This is a genomic window from Planctomycetia bacterium (assembly GCA_021413845.1).
In the GTDB taxonomy this organism is placed as follows: Bacteria; Planctomycetota; Planctomycetia; order Pirellulales; family PNKZ01; genus PNKZ01.
Genome location: JAIOPP010000083.1, coordinates 36,586 through 52,850, shown reverse-complemented (window position 1 = coordinate 52,850; position 16,265 = coordinate 36,586). Strand labels below are relative to the sequence as shown.

Here is a 16,265-nt window from a genome sequence, read left to right as displayed (position 1 = left end):
TCGATCATCATCGAGCGGCATTCACCGACGATCGTTCGTGTTTCGAGCGGCGTCGGTTGGTAATGTGGAATCGATGCGCGGCCCGAATCCGCTTGCCGGACTGTCGGCGATTAACTGCAGGTCTTTTTTTGCCTCGTTTCGAAAACCGGGTGCTTGGTCGTAAACACCACCGGACTCGGCCGTCGGTAGTTGCACTCTTCGTTGCGTCGTCTCCGGTGCGTCGAGGCAGTACCAAAAGTTGTCGGTGAAGCGAAAAGTTTCCGGTGCCGTCCGAGGGCCGATGTTCACCGCGGAAACGAGCTCTTCGCTTCTAAACGCCACGATATTCTTCATAAACGAACCGTTGCGGCACGTCAAAAATTTCGAGTCCTGATTTTCCTGAAGGATGCGAATCAGCCAGCGAGACGGCCGGAAGAAAGTGTTGTGGCGAACCGTCGCTCCGTCGACCCCGACGAAAGCCACGGGTGCCATCGAGCCGACGAACATACAGTCTTCGACGATGAGATCTTTGGCTTCGTATCCGGCCTGTGCGGGACGAAAGTACGGAAGTCCGGTACTGCCGCCGAGGTTGACGGCCCGGCCCCCCGCGTTTTCGAAGCGGCAGTAGCGCACGGTCACGTCGCGACTGCCCCCTTTCATCTGCACGCCGTTCGCGCCGATCGGGTCGCCGTCGCGAAACGTGCCGTGGGTTACGATGCCACGATGACATCCGACCATGTCGATCGCGGATCCTCGCTTCCCCCACCGCTCGACGGTGCAACGCTCGACGCGAAAATCGTCGAGGCCGGAGAGTTTGATTCCATCATGGTTCCGATCGGAGCCGATATCGCGCACCGTGAGCCCGTGAAGCGAAACGTGATGTGCCGGCGTATCGTGCGAGTCGCCGTCGTCGATGTTCAGCCCGTTCGCGCGTCCCTTCTCTAAAACGAGGTCGCGCAATTCGACGTAGGCAGGATCGGAAAGATGGAGGCAGGAGTTTCCGCCCGAGATAATCGGCGGCCGCATGCGGTCGGCCGCCGCGAGCACGATCGGCCGGTCTTGCGTTCCTTGCAGGCGTGAAAAAGCGAGCCCCCCTTCGTAAGTGCCGGGGGCGATCGCGATCGTAGTCCCCGGCCGAGCTTCGGCGACTGCCTGCTCCAGTTCTTCTCGCGTCCGCACGTTCACGGTCGCGCTGCGATCCTGAGCATTCGCTACGGCGGACACCAGCAAGAACGCCGACATCAGCGACAGCCGACTGCTGCGTTTCATAAAAGGTGCTGTTTTGATGTTCGGCCTATTCGATCGCAAGCGGAACGAGGGGAGATTGCTCAGGCAGTCGACAAACTTATGCTACCACCTCTCCTTTCAGGAAAGTAGAATGAGACCGATTACACCAAGCGGTTGTGAAACTTGTATATCGATGGTTATAGGTTCCGGCCGATGAAAAAAACTCGCAACCTCGGCCGCGCGAAGGCCCCACTCGCACCGGTCAAATTCCGCCGGGTCGAGCGACCGCTCAGCATGGTGAACCAAGTCGAGCTCGCCTTGCGCCAGGCGATCGCCGAGAACCGGTTTCCGAGCGGCAAGCTGCCGACGGAAGTCGAGTTGGCCGAGCAGTTGGGCGTGAGCCGAGAGACGGTGCGGCTCGCGGAAGAGGCGCTGCAGCGCGAGGGGCTGCTGATCAAGATTCGTCGCCGCGGCACGTTCACGCAACCTCCGCGCGTCGCCGGGCAAATCAAAGGGACGGAGACACAAAAGCTCCTAGGATATCTCCAGACCGATTTCACGGCCGCCGGCGGAGCGGAAGAGGTAGCGAACCGCGCGATCAGCGGGCTGATCTTGCAAGGCGTCGTGGCGGAAGCCGGCGCGTCCGGATACCGGCTCGTCGTGCAGCATACTCCGCACCTACATTGGCGCAAGACCGCGAAGAAGCTCACCGAAGAGGGACGGCTGCTCGGTTTGATCTGCGCTTCGTACGACGAAGAGAAGATGCTACGCAACATCGCCGCCTCGGGCCTGCCGACGGTGCTCGTCGACGGAGACACGAACGTCCCTCGCATCCATTCCGTTCGGGACGACAGCTTCGAAAGTGCCCGCGAAGCGATCCGATATCTGGCGCAACTCGGGCACCGGCGCATCGCCTACGCGAATTGGGCGCGCGTCGAGATGAATCCCGTCCGGCCGCTGGGGTATCGCAAAGGACTTCGCGACGCCGGGCTATCGCGCCGACGGCGGTGGGAGATTCTCACCGAGCTGACCGAGGCCGGCGCCGCCACGATGATCGACGAATTGCTAAGCCAGACGCCGCGCCCCACGGCGCTGTATTGTTTCAATAATACGCTGGCGAAGTTTGCGATCGCGGAACTACGGCGACGCGCGCTGCGCGTGCCGGAAGACATGAGCGTCGTCGGAGCAGGGGGCGAGGACGTACCCGAGCTGACTTGCCATCAAGTCGATTGGTATGCCATGGGTCGAACGGCGGTGCAAATCCTGCTGCGCGCGATCGCCGCCGACAATCGTGCCCGAGACGAACATTACCTCTACCCACACACGCTCCGACCCGGTCGCACGACGGCGGCGCCTCGCTCCGACACGGCCGCTTTAAATCCCCGCCGACGACCGCCGATTACTCTTTCCACCCGCCGGCTTTCAGGAACTCGGTCGCCTGCTGCTCCGTAAAGGTATGCGCCTGCGATTTTGGATATGGCGTACCGGCAACTTCCTGATCATTACCGACACAAAATCGAATCCATGGATAGCATTGCTAACAAAACAGGCGCCGAGACCCTTAAGGCAGAGGTCAGGCCCCATTCAAAAACGTGTTTCGAGCATGCTGCGATAGTCGATCGATCCGTCGCTAATACGAGTCTAATCGGCCTTGTCGTGCTGCTAGCGTCGTCTCGCGACGCACCGGAATCTCGATTGAAATTGACCTGCTATATCGCAGTCTATAAAGTCTGTGCCGCTTGAAGGGACGGCATCTTTCAAAGAACCATGTGTTTTTGCTCGACGAGAAAACGGCGCTTATGAAACGACAATCGGCAACTTGCGCCGGCTTGGAATCCGTCGATGCACCGCTGATCCATCTCAACCGCCATCGACAGGCGCCGGCAGATCAGCGCGCCTTCGGCTCCGTTTTTCTGTCGGTAGTGTTCGTCGTACGCAACCAATCCAATTTGATTGAAGGCATCTTATCGGATGCCGCCGAGCGTCTGTCCGCGGTCGTGGGGGATTACGAACTTATCGTCGTCGATAACGCATCGAGCGACGAGAGTGTCGCGATACTTAAAAACCTCACCGGCGAGAGCGGCCTTGCCAACGTACAGGTTTACGCCCTCACGAAAGAAATCGATGTCGATGCGGCGACGTGGGTGGGGCTGGAGAATGCCTTAGGCGACTTCGTGGCGGTGATCGATCCTCTTACGGACGACATCGCCTTCCTTCCCGAGATGCTCGATAAAGCGACGAAGGGTGCCGACGTAGTTTTCGCGAGCAACAAGAATCCGCCCATTCAGAGCCTAGCCTATCTAGGCGCTTTCGCCGTCTTTAACAATCTCTACAAATGGCTTAACGGCATTCATCTAGGTAAAGAGGCGCCTCAGTATCGCCTCCTAAGTAAGCGAATCGTTAATTTCATTCTTCAGCATCCCCAACCCGTTGTGACTTATCGTCACTTGCCCGCCACGGGTGGATTCTCAAGAGTTAATCTCGAATATTCATCAACACCTAAGACTTCGCACACCAAGCGGCTTGTAGAAAGCATTGACCGTGGGATACGCTTATTGGTCTCGACTACGAGAGCTCCGCTACGGCTTGCTACTATTTTATCCTTGTTTGGGGCCGCCTCCAACGTGCTCTATTCCGTCTATGTGGTAAGCATTGGGCTGTTGAAATCGGGTGTGGCACCGGGTTGGATCAGCCTCTCACTCCAACAGTCAGGCATGTTCTTTCTAATTTCGCTGGTCCTGCTCGTACTCAGCGAATACATCCTTCAATTGGCAAGCCTGGCGACTGCGGGGCCTCTGTACCACATCGGGCAAGAATTCACGAGCGTACGAATGACTCGGCGCGAAAAGCTTAATATCGAGACCGTTGCGTCCGTGGGCATGCCCGGCTTCACTTCCGAACGAGCGGCATGATGGTTCTTGCCGATCTCACGCAAGATGCGGTAATCATCGGTGGAGGCTTCTACGGGGCTGCGATTGCGGTCTATCTAGCGAAGACGCGAGGCCTAAAACGCATTCTTTTGGTCGAACGCGAGCCCGCGTTACTCACTAGAGCTTCGTACAATAATCAGGCGCGCGTCCACAACGGCTATCACTACCCGCGCAGTTTCATTACCGCGTATCGAAGTCGAGTGAATCTGCCGAAGTTCGTTCGTGACTGGCCGCAAGCGGTCAAGCAAGACTTTACGAAGCTGTATGCGATAGCACGCCGTAACTCGAAAGTCACGGCCAAACAGTTCGAGCGATTCTGCGGAGAAATCGGCGCCAAGATCGAGCGCGCGGCTCCTGAGCTGCGAAACCTCTTCGAACCGCGCCTGATCGAGGACGTGTTTCTCGTCGAAGAGCATGCGTTCGACGCCGGCAAACTAGCCGTTTGGGCAAAAAACGAATTGCTTGAGAATGGAGTTCGGGTTCGCCTCAACACGCGAATCACGGCGATCTCTCGAGGGTCGAATCGGAATTTAGTCGTTACTGCGCAGCCGGAGCACGGAACCGAAGAACTCATAAATTGTCGGTATGTCTTTAATTGCACTTATAGCGGTCTCAACCAATTCAGAGGCGACTTCCCCGGTACCCGAACGGGCCTGAAACAGGAAATCGCGGAAATGGCGCTGATGCAAGTTCCACCGGTGCTTCAACATTTGGGAATTACGGTCATGGACGGTCCGTTTTTCTCGATGATGCCTTTCCCGGCTCGAGGACTGCATACGCTTTCGCACGTACGGTATACGCCGCACCTAAACTGGCGCGACGAGCTTGGAACCGACCCCTATCAGAAAATCGATCGCTACGATCGAGCGACTCGGGTCGACCGCATCGTCAGAGACGTGGCTCGGTATCTTCCGGCCGTTGCAGATGCGAAATACGTCGACTCTCTCTTCGAGGTCAAAACCGTTCTCGTTAAGAACGAGGGAGATGACGGTCGCCCTATTTTGTTCGAAAAACATGAGGAATTGCCCGGATGCTTTTCGGTGTTGGGGGGAAAAATCGACAACATTTACGACGTTCTGGAAAAGCTCGACACCGAAAAGCTCGACACTGAAGAGCTCTGCACGGACTCGCTCAATAATGCATAGATGACGCTATGACCAATGCACTCATCGGACATTCCGGATTCGTGGGGACTACGCTTCTGAAACAAGCGGTCTTCGAAGCCACTTACCGTTCGACCGACATCGGCGAGATTGCCGGCAAAGTATTCGACAAGATCGTGTGCGCCGGTGCGCCCGCTCAGAAATGGATTGCCAACCGAGAGCCGGAGGCGGATCGCCGAAAGATCGACGCCTTGATCGAGCATTTGAAAACCGTCAGGTGCGAGACCTTCATCCTGATCAGCACCGTCGATGTGTTCAAATGCTCGCTGGGAGCGGATGAAAAGACCTCGATCGACGAATCGGGTCTCAACGCCTACGGACTGCATCGTCGGCTTCTAGAAAAATTCGTCGAGAGCCGGTTTCCGAATTCTTTGATCGTGCGATTACCCGGGTTGGTAGGGCCGGGCCTTCGAAAGAATGTCATCTTTGACTTTTTGAACGGAAATAATCGAGGTTCGATCGAGAGTCGCGGCGTGTTTCAGTTCTATCCGATGGTCAATCTCTGGTCCGACATACAAACCGCACTAAATGCGCAGCTGCGTCTAGTTCATCTGACGGCCGCTCCGATCAGCGTGGCCGATGTATCTCTACATGGCTTCGGTAGACCGTTCGACCAGAGGCAGAGCGGCACGGTTGCGACCTACGATATGCGCACCTTGTACGCCGAACTGTTCGGTGCCGCGGGAAATTACCAATACGATGTGCGCGAGACGATTCAGGCGATTAGATCTTATGCCCAGTCCGAGCCGACAACCTTGAAACCAGCACCGGCGGCGATGACATGAGGCTGGCGATATCCAACATCGCATGGAACGTCTCGGAGGACGAGGAAATCGTTCGCTTGCTTCCTCGCTATGACGTCGACGCAATCGACGTTGCTCCAGGCAAGTATTTTCCTGATCCAGTTAAAGCAAGCGATCGTGATATCGCGAACACGAGAATGTGGTGGGCTGATCGCGGTATCGAGATTACCGGCATGCAATCGCTGCTGTTCGGCACCGTCGGCTTAAACATTTTCGATTCAACGAATGTTCAAGAGGCGATGCTTGCGCATCTTGCTGCCATCTGTCGAATCGGTGCCGGCCTGGGAGCGACAAGATTAGTATTCGGCTCGCCCAAGAATCGCGATCGATCGAAAGTGGCCGACGACGAAGTGATGGAGATTGCGATTCCTTTTTTTAGACGTCTCGGCGATATCGCCGAACGTCACGGCGTATTGATTTGCCTGGAACCCAATCCGGTTTGCTATGGTGCGAATTTCATGACGACCAGCGCCGAGACCGCTCAAGTAGTAGAGGACGTTGCTCATGCGGCAATCAAAATGCAACTGGATACAGGCGCTATCACGATCAACGAAGAAGATGTCGATTCCGTACTCGATCGCTACGCCCATTTGATCGGTCACGTGCATGCCAGCGAGCCGGGCTTAGTGCCTCTTGGTGACGGTGAAACCGACCATGGTAAAGTCTATTCGGCGCTAAAGCGACATTTGCCTACAGCGCTCGTTTCGATCGAGATGTTGGCAACTGAAAAAGAGCCGCACCTAGTGTCTATCGAGAGAGCGCTGGCGGTAGCTGCCGATGGTTATGGAATATCATAATGATGATTTATTCATGACTGCGCAAGAGCAGTAGTCAATTTACGCTTCGCTTTAATTAAAGAATAATAGCTATGAATGTGATCACAGCTGAGCCCTTAGAAACTCAAGCGAATAGACAAGTCCCTCAGTTCCAAACGCCTCTGTGGCTCGGCAAGCAGCATCCTTGGTGCGTCGTCATTCCCGTGATCAACGAGGGAGAACGGATCAAGAGTTTGCTCGCCAGAATGGCAAGCCTAAAGATCGACCGAATCGCCGACATCATTATCGTGGATGGGGGAAGCAAAGACGGTTCCTTGGAACTGCAAGCGCTTCAACAGTTCGGAGTGCGAGGATTGTTGGTGAAGACGGCTCCCGGCAAGCTGAGCGCTCAACTGCGCTGCGCTTACGCCTTCGCACTCGACCAGGGCTATGCAGGAATCGTCACGATCGACGGCAACGACAAAGACGATCCTGAGGCAATTCCGCGATTTATCGATGCTTTAGTCGATGGAGTGGATTTCGTTCAGGCTTCGCGCTTCATCGCGGGAGGCGTTGCCGAAAACACTCCGAAATTGCGAGACTTTGCTATTCGTTTTATTCATGCCCCGATGCTGAACATGGCTTCGGGCTTTAGTTGGACGGATACCACCCAAGGTTTTCGCGCATATAGCAGTAAGATGCTTCTCGACCCTCGAGTCGCCCCCTTCCGCGATGTCTTTATGTCCTACGAGTTGCTGGTTTACCTCTCTTATCGCGCTCCCACGCTCGGCTATCGGTGCCTTGAGCTTCCAACGGCTCGCCGGTACCCCAAAGGAGAAACGCCGACTAAGATCAGCGGAATTAAAGGCAATCTGTCCGTGCTGTCGGTTCTGGTCAAAGCTTGCCTCGGTACATACAACACCTAGCAGGTCGGGTTGATGATGCGTTCGGCGAGCAGCTCTTCGGCTTCCGTAACGCCGTGTTCTGTGCCGCATCTGAGACCGTTTCACCGGCCGGCCTCGGGATATCCGGCGCGACGTGCGGCATCGAGCAGAAGCCGCCGCGCGAGCGACCGAGCGCTTCATTGCTTGTGGCGCCGCCGTCGTCTTTTTCTGACGAACCGGCCCACGTGTCGATGCGATAAGTATCGGTCGCCGAATTCGCTTCTTGTTCAGCCGAACGAAGTAAGCCGCTGAAAATAGGCGAAGTATCGTCGTACGCGGCCTTGCACCCTTTTGATCAGCGGGCATAGCCGTGAGCGACGAACTCGAGAGACGAAGGCTTGCGATGCGTGAGTTCGTACTATAGCGAGCCGAATCAACATCGCTCTTGCAAGTATCAAGCTCAGAGAAGGTTTCGCTGCTCGTTGCAAGCTGCGGCTTAATTCTTGAACGGACTCTCGCATTACGCGCATTTCCCAAGTCCGCAGAGTCAACTCGTCTTCCATTTTGAGAATAATCGCCGCTTGTCGCTCCAAAAGACTTCTTACGTCCGCGGAATCGCGATCGAGCGCTTCGCGCTGGTGAACCCAGCGTTTCAACTCGCGAAGTTGTGCGGTATTTTGCCGTTGATGTTGATCGGCAACCTGGGTGATTTCCGTGACTTCTCGCAATTTTATGCGCAGCTCGGCAACTAACGAACGGCACGTAGATTCAGCGCTATCTTCTTCGGCATTCGTTTTTGCCGAGATAGAAGTACCCGCGGTTTCCGAGCTTTCTGTTTTCATGTTGAGAACCCATGAATGCGTGCGTCACGTAGCTATCGCAGGACATCGAGATGTCTTTTTATCACCGGCTTGCGACAAGAATCGCAAATCGGAATCCTCCGTCGAAGCCTCTCCGGGATAAGCGTCTTCACAGCGAGACAACGTCGCTCCTAAATATACGGAGGAATCGAGCCGATATTTTTGTCGCGGAATCTCGATTAACGAGTTGACGCGAGTCACATCGTTTAGAAAGTCGATCAACTCGGCAGGAGTGTCGAAAACGAGACCCGCATTATTGTGAGAGGCCGCCAGCACATGAGCTATATTGCCGCTGCGAGCGGTTGTTAGAATGGGAATCCCCGCTGCGATCGATTCATACAGCGTGTAGGAGTAGCTTTCCGGAACGACGGACAATAGCACGACGCAATCGATTCGATGTCGTTCCAAAGCGCGCACCGCGGCCATGGAGCCGCCATCGTGATAGGTGTAGCTTACCGTCGTCACATAGGGCGAATATTGTTCGGTGCTACCGATGTGAAATAATTCATATTGCCGCAATAGTCGCGGGTCGTTGAAAATCGAATTCCAGATACTCCAGCCTTTATGTTCGGCCTTATAGCCCAGATACGCTAATCTCGGTTTATTCGGTCCTGCCGTTACCGAAATTTCGTCTGCCGCAGTTTTGAATTTCATTTCGTCAGGGGTCAGGCGGAGATGGCCCCAGGCAGTGATTTTGTGTTCGAAATGCGGAAACACGGCGGCCAATGTTTGTTTGACGAACTCCGACGGAACGATTATTTCATCGGACCAGGAGAAGATTTCGCGAAATCTTCCCCGCCACTCACGAAGATGGTCGCGATAAAGCTTGTCGCCGCAGGTGGGTATCGACGCGCATGAGTTATCGAACGTCTGGCAAAAATCCCCGCTTTTAGGATTCAAGCAGGGGAGAAACGCGCTCGAACAGCAGGAGTAGAAGTCGTGCGCGAAGTAGACGCGAGGAACGTCCGCGTCACCTAAACCGGAAACGATTTGTTTAAAATCGACATGCTGCCACGCCATGAGATGATGCACGTAAACCGAAACCAATCGTGATCGAAGGTCGGCAACTTGTAGCGCAATCTCGGCAGGTGTGAAAAAACCAAGGAACCGGTCGTTCCGGTTTACTCCATACAATGCAGGCCGCGTTCCCAGAAAGGAATATGCCTCACTGGGGAATACGTGCAGCGATTCGATACCTCGCTGCAATAAGCGCGAGACCTGCTCGATCACGCATTTTTCGGTTCCACCCGACCCTTTCAAGTAGTTGGAATGGGTAAAGATCAGGACTATGTTTTCCGTTCCGTCGGCTTTGATTGCGTCCATGCGACAGATAATCCATTTCTAGCGGGAAAGTATGGCTTGCAGTCGGCGGGGCAAGCGACGCTTCACATATCGAAGCGATGCAACTACGTGCCTACGCAGATAACGAAGCGCTCTCAATAAGTTCGCTTCATAGGTGGGTCGTAAGTTCACTCGTTCTGCGAGTTGCCTGTCCTTCAGACGTATCATTTCCAGAAGTTCTTGAGCTTCCGCTTGACGCGCTGCGGCATTGCGAACGGCCGCCGTCGTGGACTTGTCGAAATGCCGTGAAAGAGAGGACAGCAGGCTGGATGAAAGCTCGGTTTCGAAAGCCAGGCTGATGCGGACGATGCGGTCTCCCTCAGGCAGAACATCCGGGCAGATCGTTATTTGGCGCTGGTTTTGAGCAGGAATCATAACCAACGCGCCGTCGAGTACTCGTCGCTCTACGGAAACGGGCTCCAGCATTCCGCGAAATTCGGTCCCGGCGCTGCAACGCCAATAGGGAAACACATGATTCGTTCGCGAGAATATATCGATTTCTCCCAGTCGCACGATGCCCGGAAGCATCGGCAACTCCATGCCTATCGTTTGTAGGTCGGCGTCTGCGGGAAGAAGAAATTCATATACCGCGAAGTCATTCGTCGGTTCGATTTCTAGAGTTTGCAAGCATTCGTGGCGAGCAAAGTTTTTGTGCCCCGGAAAGACTAGCTTTAGCGAAGCGGAAGATTCTCTAAGGAACGGCAATACCTTGCGCGCAGCGACTCCATTCAACTGATTCATAGCCCGATTCCGTGAGAAATATATGTATTAGATGAAGACTGCATTGGACATCGCGAACGGCTTTTTGATTTGCGCGGAAACGGCAGGATCGCTTCGGTAGCGAATGCGCGAATGCTCGTGAATGACTTCTCCGCTACGGAACTTGGCATACGACCATGGGGTCGAACCTAGAAGATCCTGACCGAACGCCGTCAATTCATCCACGTAGCGATCGCGCAATTCATAAATCGGATCATTGAGATCCTTCACGAACTTGCGGAGCATCCCGTCGTTCGCTCCGGAATCAAGTCCGGAGAAATGGAAAAACCTCAGCGGTTGGCCGTTGACGGAATAGCCGCCGGCGCCGTCTCGCACGACCTTGCGTTGCGAGAGGTTCCAGGGCGCTACGTTGTATCCTCGGTGCTTAAAGACGTGGGCTTCGAAGAAGCCGACGGCGAGATCTACCCATCGTTGATCCGTGAAAATACCGTTGGGAATGTCATCGTAGCAGAACATTTCCAAGCGCTTCGTCCACCAGTCGATGAATCGCCGACCTTCGGGATGCTGCGTTACGGCCACGAACCCAAGATTATAGGTCCCGTGCTTGAGTGCACACAATTCATTGTATACCACGGCGTCCAATGTCGATTCCGGGTCGCAAAGATGTGGTGTGAGGGCGATCGGATGATGCTGAAGCGCCTCTTTCAATTCGGTTAATGGTCCATAAACCTTAATGTCGGGATCGAGATAAACGAACTCCTTTTCATCGGGATATTTATCCATTAAATATCGAAACAACTGTCCCTTCACTGCCGTGCAAGCCTCGACCACGCGATGTTTAAAAATATACTGTTCGAAATCGGGAAAGCCGATTTGAGAAGCAAGTACGATGTCGGAAAAATAAGGACAGTCTCGAGCGATCGGCGGCGACTCCCGCTCCGTTAGGCAGACCACGAATCGCGCGTCGGGATTCGTCGCACGAATGGAACGGCCTAATACCGCCGCCTTCGGCAGATAATTCGTGCAGACGGAAGTGCAAATCAACATCCTCTACCCCTACATGATGATAAAAACGTTACTTAGCTTGAATATGACCGAGGACGTGCGCGGCGTCGGTTCGTCGTGATGTTCGATCGACAAGAGGATGTCGAGCGGCGCGAAGTATTGGCCGCGAGATCGGGCTGCCGAACGCAATCCGCTGAGAGATAACTTGACGAACGCGGCATCGAACTCATCTGCCTGCATCGTCGCGGTTGCGACCGGCCTGAGACGTAGAAGGTTCTCGCTCTCCGGCATCGTCGTAAACGCCGGGACGTCAATCGCGCAATCAACCCGCTCTAGGACTTCCGTCAACGCATCACATGCTGCGAGTTGTACATTTTCCTCGTCCATCACGTCGCCAAGCTCGCGTGCCTTGTGATCGTCCTACGACGGTTTTGAATTCGTCTCTACTGGTTTTACTGCGACCGAGCCGCGTGACGTTGCCGATCGATGGTCGTTTTAGAGCCTTCGTTTTACGTCAACGTAATTCTCTACAGGCGAACTTGTACATAAATCGACGGCCTGGGGGAACGGCACATTTATGGGGGGAGAGACCGCCGTTACAGCCTGAAGAAATCAGTGCGAAAATCCGGTGATTTCACAACAGGCATCAAACACGACGATGCTAGCAGCGGCAGCTGATGAAACTAAGGCTAAGCCGCAATCCATATGCTTGCCGGCATATTTTAGAAGCATGACGCGGCGTAACGCTGCGGTGTTCGATCGGAGCGCAGTCTCGATAGCCGAGCCATACCGCGGATGCTATTGCAGCGGTAGTCACGATCGAGATATACAGCATTATGCGGGCAGGTGTTTTCCGCGAAACGATGCACAAGACTTCCTAGATAAACATTCCCGGAGATCGGGCTATTTATGTCGATACCTGGACCCCGATATCCTAGCCGAAAATTTCTAGCCGCCGGCTTTTGGTTGGCCTTTTGCTTCGTCTTAGCGTTGGCGGATTGGGCCGTTTTCTATCCCGGCATCATGTCGTTCGATTCCATCGTGCAATATCGTGAGGCCTATCAACGATCATTCAGCGATATGCACCCACCGATCATGGCAATTTGCCTATCGATGTTTTTGCGCGTCGGATTGAACATTCAGCATCTCATGTTCTTGCAATGCTTGGTGGGAATGATCGGTGTATTCCAATTCGTTTCGCAAGCGATTTGCGTCTTCTCACGGAATCGCATTTCCCTAACGAAGTCACGGATAGGTGCGGCCGCGGTTCTAGTACTGCTGCTGACACCCATTTCGCCGCTCGCGATTTATTTAATGACTTTCTGGAAAGACGTTTGGCTTCTAATCGCATTCTGCTGGATCGGCGCGATCGTCTTGGGATTGCTCAATGAGGAATCGGCGAACTTCTGCCTTAAAGAAAAGATGAAATTGTCGGCGTTGCTTGCGCTCATGGCGCTCTCCGTCATGGTTCGACACAACGCGATCGTCTTACTTCCGGTGTTCGCCGTACTGTTCGGAGTCCTCGTCGACCGCATACTGCCGCGAAAAATCGCGTTTGCGGCAGTGGTAATGCCGCCGCTGCTTTATTTCGCCGCCAATGCCGGTTTAAACGCCGCTTTTCATATTCAACCGTATTCGATGTCGATCTTGCCGATGAGAATGGAATTGATCGGTCTGTGTAAGAAGTACCCGGAACTCGAAACGGAATTTCCTTATACCACTCAAATGTTAAAGCCCGGTTATCGAGAAACGTTCGTGATCGGCGCGATCGAAACCGCAGAGAAGATCTTGCAACCCGGCTTCAACGATGAAGCGAGCATCCGTCGAGAATATCGATACGCCGTATCTCACCATCCGTTGTCTCTTCTAGACATCAAGCTCCGTGCTTTCTCGGGTCACATACGACGGAACCCACATCTGAAATTTATGCTCGAAGTTTATGAAAACGAATTCGGTTTGAAGCTCGGTGAACGGTTCTTAAAATATCGTACATGGTTCGCCGCGACGTTGTGGAACACGTTTCACGAGACGCGGCGCTGGGTCTTCGTAGAGCACGGCATCTGGTTAATGGCTAACCTGCTGATTCTTGCCGGATTGTGCATTCGATGGATTCGAAGGCTTGATCGTCGCTCGCTGGTCGAGATGCTGTTATTGCTTATTCCCCTCGGCTATTATGCTTCCTATCTGCTCGCGTCGATCGCCTTTGACTTCCGGTATATGTATCCATCGACTTTGTTCATGGAGATTCTAGTGCTCGGTGGAGTCGTCTCGCTCGGGATGAGCGCCGCCGATTGGATCTTTGCGCTACGGAGTCGCGGCGTTTCGAGGTCTCCTAATTATGCCCTCAGAGTCGCGGAGATGCCGTCTTCACGGTCCGCCATCTAAATCGGCAGCGTGCTGATAAGCCGAGTTCGCTTTGCCTGTCGTCGCACGGCAACGAAACCGGCTCTGCGAATGCCGCAACTGAATAGAGCCCTCGCGCAAACTTCGAACGTTTCAACCGGCTCCGGCTCGAAGCTCTTCAAAGCTCGAACGCCTTGGGCGGTAAGGGCACGTCGGTCGACTAAGAACAGTGCCGCTTGCGCCATTCGTTGGTCGGCATTAGAGACCATGCGTGGGTCTCATTCGGCTGGTTCCAAGCCTGCCTTCGGCGTCAGACGCCGACTTCCGACCTTGCAGGTCTCGTCAGTACGAGAAATGGATGAGTTTCTTCTGGGCGCCCCGGTTTACGGCGAAGACGCCAAGACCACTCCATTTTACCTCGACAGCATGCCGACCCGCTCGTGCATGATGTGCCCGTACAATTAACGGGCCTGACGCAAGTTCCATGCTGATCGAATGTTGCAATCATTCGCCGGAGTTTTCTGGTCAGCCGAGGGGTTTCTTCGTTATCTTTTCCCTCGGAAGGGTTTTATAACGTCCGGAGTTCTAGGACCGTGGATCTCGGCATCCCGGCTAGTCCGCGGGCTCGCGGAAATAGTTCGCGTGAAAGCTACTTGGAGAGGGTTGCTCTATGGCGAAGGACGACGGGGGCAAGAACGACGGAGATGGGCAAAAGATCGACGGCGAGAGCCGTGAGTGCCTCGACCAGGTCAAGAAGGGAAAGCTCCGCAAGTTCGTGATGATTTGCAAGGGGGCCTCGATCGTCAGCTTGGTCGTGTACAAGAAAGGGAGCGTCGACAAATACAAAAAGCAGGCCAAGGAAGGCGGCACAGGTCAGATCTGCTTCGGCGTAGTTACCGGCAAAGGCCTGGACATCAACTTCCAGTTGGCGCGGTCCGATGGCTTCGAGAAGGAGCCGGTCAAGACGACGGTCTTGAGGCACTACATGGAGGAAGTCGCCGAATTCAAGTGCAAGCCGCTGTTTGAGATCGTCAACTCGCCGTCGATCGTGCTCGACGAAGACGATCCGCTCGTGCAGCGTTTTCTTAAGCTCCAAGCGGCCGCTCTGTCGGCCTGCGACACACATCCCGAGCGGGCCGGCGAAATTAATTCGCTGTGCGTACAGATCGGCGGCCGATTGGATCAGGAGCTTCTTGAACAGGCCGAAGCCGGCATCAACCAATTGGAAGCGCTCTTGCAGTCGCTAGCCAACCCGCCCTCCTCCGGAACGACTGCTCCGGAGAAAACTCCCGAGGTCAAAAACGAGCCGTCGAGTGATCCGAACGCGGCCCAAAAACTCGCCGACACGCTCAAGACGCTCAAGCCCTTGATCGACAAAGCGATTGAACAGGATCCTTCGCGCAAGAACAACCTCTTTCAGTCGATGACGCAGATCGCAGGCGAAATCAAGCAAGGGCTCTTCGACGACGCTAAAACGCATCTCGTCGTCCTCGCAAAACAAGTCCAAGGCTATTTAGCGCAGAAGACTCCCGAGACGACGGTCGGTCCCGATCCCGCGAAGCAGAAGTATGAGAGCCTGCGCAAACAGCTGGAACCGCTGTTGAATGAAGCTCGTCGCGCCAATCCCGAGAAGTCCAACGGCTTACTCAATCTGTGGAATTACGCCATCGATCAGGCGGACGCGGCCAACTTCAACAACGCCGTTTCCGTCTTAGGCAAGCTCGAAGAGGCGATTCGGAAAGCTCTCGCCGAGGCACCTAAGAAAGACACCGACCGGTTCGGCATTCGCGAAGGGATCGTCGCCGAGCGCCGTCAGCAGCTGGAGGAATTCTTCAAGAAGCGGGTCGCCGACATTCAGCTCGCGAATGAATCCGATGTCAACGGTTTGCGGGTAGCCATCGAAGAGCAATCGCCGGATGAAGAGAACCCCGGCAAAATCGAGGATGAGATCAATTCGGCGCTCGAGGTGATTTATACCGACATGCGGGCGACGTTGCTCGATTCGCTCGCCACGGAATCGGTCGATGCCGTTCTGAAAGCGGTGCAGGAGTGCCGCGAGAAGATCGACAACGACGAACTGATCCGGCATCTGATGACCGCGCAAGATTCATTGTCCGTCGAGGTGCGGTTTCAAGACCGCTTCGACGAGTTGTTCGATGAAGTCCTGGCCGAGGTGAGCAAAGATGCCGTTGCCTGACCTTCTCGCCTGAGTAAGTCGATTCTTCGTTCGCAGCTCGCGCCGACTCCCCCCTAGA

At 54.7% G+C, this 16,265-nt stretch carries 14 protein-coding genes; 9 read left to right on the top strand and 5 right to left on the bottom strand.

All coding sequences use genetic code 11. The features are described 5' to 3' along the window. Positions 1 to 21: 21 nt before the first annotated feature. The gene (locus tag K8U03_14825) at positions 22 to 1,221 is read right to left on the bottom strand and encodes a right-handed parallel beta-helix repeat-containing protein (GenBank protein MCE9606168.1); all 1,200 of its coding nucleotides are present in this window, start codon (positions 1,219 to 1,221) and stop codon (positions 22 to 24) included. A 198-nt stretch (positions 1,222 to 1,419) separates the two neighbouring features. Here K8U03_14825 and K8U03_14820 point away from each other — a divergent pair, with 198 nt between their 5' ends. The 7 genes from K8U03_14820 to K8U03_14790 all read left to right on the top strand — a co-directional run bounded on the left by K8U03_14820 (position 1,420) and on the right by K8U03_14790 (position 8,493). Continuing rightward, positions 1,420 to 2,658 (top strand): GntR family transcriptional regulator, encoded by a 1,239-nt coding sequence (locus K8U03_14820; protein MCE9606167.1) that lies wholly within the window; start codon positions 1,420 to 1,422, stop codon positions 2,656 to 2,658. A 347-nt stretch (positions 2,659 to 3,005) separates the two neighbouring features. Beyond that, positions 3,006 to 4,118, top strand: coding sequence for a glycosyltransferase (locus tag K8U03_14815; GenBank protein ID MCE9606166.1), 1,113 nt, complete (start codon positions 3,006 to 3,008; stop codon positions 4,116 to 4,118). Then, positions 4,118 to 5,281 (top strand): FAD-binding oxidoreductase, encoded by a 1,164-nt coding sequence (locus tag K8U03_14810; protein MCE9606165.1) that lies wholly within the window; start codon positions 4,118 to 4,120, stop codon positions 5,279 to 5,281. Before K8U03_14815 ends, K8U03_14810 begins: the two co-directional genes overlap by 1 nt. Before the next feature lie 8 nt (positions 5,282 to 5,289). Beyond that, positions 5,290 to 6,084, top strand: coding sequence for a pyridine nucleotide transhydrogenase (locus K8U03_14805; protein ID MCE9606164.1), 795 nt, complete (start codon positions 5,290 to 5,292; stop codon positions 6,082 to 6,084). Beyond that, on the top strand, positions 6,081 to 6,899 hold the full coding sequence (locus K8U03_14800) for a sugar phosphate isomerase/epimerase (GenBank protein ID MCE9606163.1): 819 nt from the start codon (positions 6,081 to 6,083) through the stop codon (positions 6,897 to 6,899). Before K8U03_14805 ends, K8U03_14800 begins: the two co-directional genes overlap by 4 nt. A 71-nt stretch (positions 6,900 to 6,970) precedes the next feature. Further along, positions 6,971 to 7,783, top strand: a complete 813-nt coding sequence (locus tag K8U03_14795; GenBank protein ID MCE9606162.1) for a glycosyltransferase family 2 protein — start codon at positions 6,971 to 6,973, stop codon at positions 7,781 to 7,783. Between the two features lie 539 nt (positions 7,784 to 8,322). Beyond that, on the top strand, positions 8,323 to 8,493 hold the full coding sequence (locus K8U03_14790; GenBank protein ID MCE9606161.1) for a hypothetical protein: 171 nt from the start codon (positions 8,323 to 8,325) through the stop codon (positions 8,491 to 8,493). A gap of 114 nt (positions 8,494 to 8,607) precedes the next feature. Here K8U03_14790 and K8U03_14785 read toward each other — a convergent pair whose 3' ends face one another. The 4 genes from K8U03_14785 to K8U03_14770 all read right to left on the bottom strand — a co-directional run bounded on the left by K8U03_14785 (position 8,608) and on the right by K8U03_14770 (position 12,057). Beyond that, entirely contained in the window at positions 8,608 to 9,924 is a 1,317-nt protein-coding gene (locus tag K8U03_14785) for a hypothetical protein (protein MCE9606160.1), read from the bottom strand. Positions 9,925 to 9,942: 18 nt separating this feature from the next. Continuing rightward, positions 9,943 to 10,683, bottom strand: coding sequence for a hypothetical protein (locus tag K8U03_14780; GenBank protein MCE9606159.1), 741 nt, complete (start codon positions 10,681 to 10,683; stop codon positions 9,943 to 9,945). 27 nt (positions 10,684 to 10,710) lie between these two features. After that, a complete protein-coding gene (locus tag K8U03_14775; protein ID MCE9606158.1) occupies positions 10,711 to 11,445 on the bottom strand; it encodes a hypothetical protein in 735 nt (244 codons plus the stop codon). Between the two features lie 273 nt (positions 11,446 to 11,718). Then, a complete protein-coding gene (locus tag K8U03_14770; protein ID MCE9606157.1) occupies positions 11,719 to 12,057 on the bottom strand; it encodes a hypothetical protein in 339 nt (112 codons plus the stop codon). Between the two features lie 633 nt (positions 12,058 to 12,690). Here K8U03_14770 and K8U03_14765 point away from each other — a divergent pair. Both K8U03_14765 and K8U03_14760 read left to right on the top strand, forming a co-directional pair. Continuing rightward, entirely contained in the window at positions 12,691 to 14,052 is a 1,362-nt protein-coding gene (locus K8U03_14765) for a hypothetical protein (protein MCE9606156.1), read from the top strand. Between the two features lie 628 nt (positions 14,053 to 14,680). Further along, positions 14,681 to 16,207, top strand: coding sequence for a hypothetical protein (locus K8U03_14760; protein MCE9606155.1), 1,527 nt, complete (start codon positions 14,681 to 14,683; stop codon positions 16,205 to 16,207). Positions 16,208 to 16,265 lie beyond the last annotated feature (58 nt).

Bases quoted from the DNA above. Each gene is read 5' to 3' on its own strand.
- K8U03_14825 (MCE9606168.1), bottom strand. From the start codon at position 1,221: ATGTCGGCGTTCTTGCTGGTGTCCGCCGTAGCGAATGCTCAGGATCGC.
- K8U03_14820 (MCE9606167.1), top strand. From the start codon at position 1,420: ATGAAAAAAACTCGCAACCTCGGCCGCGCGAAGGCCCCACTCGCACCG.
- K8U03_14815 (MCE9606166.1), top strand. From the start codon at position 3,006: ATGAAACGACAATCGGCAACTTGCGCCGGCTTGGAATCCGTCGATGCA.
- K8U03_14810 (MCE9606165.1), top strand. From the start codon at position 4,118: ATGGTTCTTGCCGATCTCACGCAAGATGCGGTAATCATCGGTGGAGGC.
- K8U03_14805 (MCE9606164.1), top strand. From the start codon at position 5,290: ATGACCAATGCACTCATCGGACATTCCGGATTCGTGGGGACTACGCTT.
- K8U03_14800 (MCE9606163.1), top strand. From the start codon at position 6,081: ATGAGGCTGGCGATATCCAACATCGCATGGAACGTCTCGGAGGACGAG.
- K8U03_14795 (MCE9606162.1), top strand. From the start codon at position 6,971: ATGAATGTGATCACAGCTGAGCCCTTAGAAACTCAAGCGAATAGACAA.
- K8U03_14785 (MCE9606160.1), bottom strand. From the start codon at position 9,924: ATGGACGCAATCAAAGCCGACGGAACGGAAAACATAGTCCTGATCTTT.
- K8U03_14780 (MCE9606159.1), bottom strand. From the start codon at position 10,683: ATGAATCAGTTGAATGGAGTCGCTGCGCGCAAGGTATTGCCGTTCCTT.
- K8U03_14775 (MCE9606158.1), bottom strand. From the start codon at position 11,445: ATGGATAAATATCCCGATGAAAAGGAGTTCGTTTATCTCGATCCCGAC.
- K8U03_14765 (MCE9606156.1), top strand. From the start codon at position 12,691: ATGTCGTTCGATTCCATCGTGCAATATCGTGAGGCCTATCAACGATCA.
- K8U03_14760 (MCE9606155.1), top strand. From the start codon at position 14,681: ATGGCGAAGGACGACGGGGGCAAGAACGACGGAGATGGGCAAAAGATC.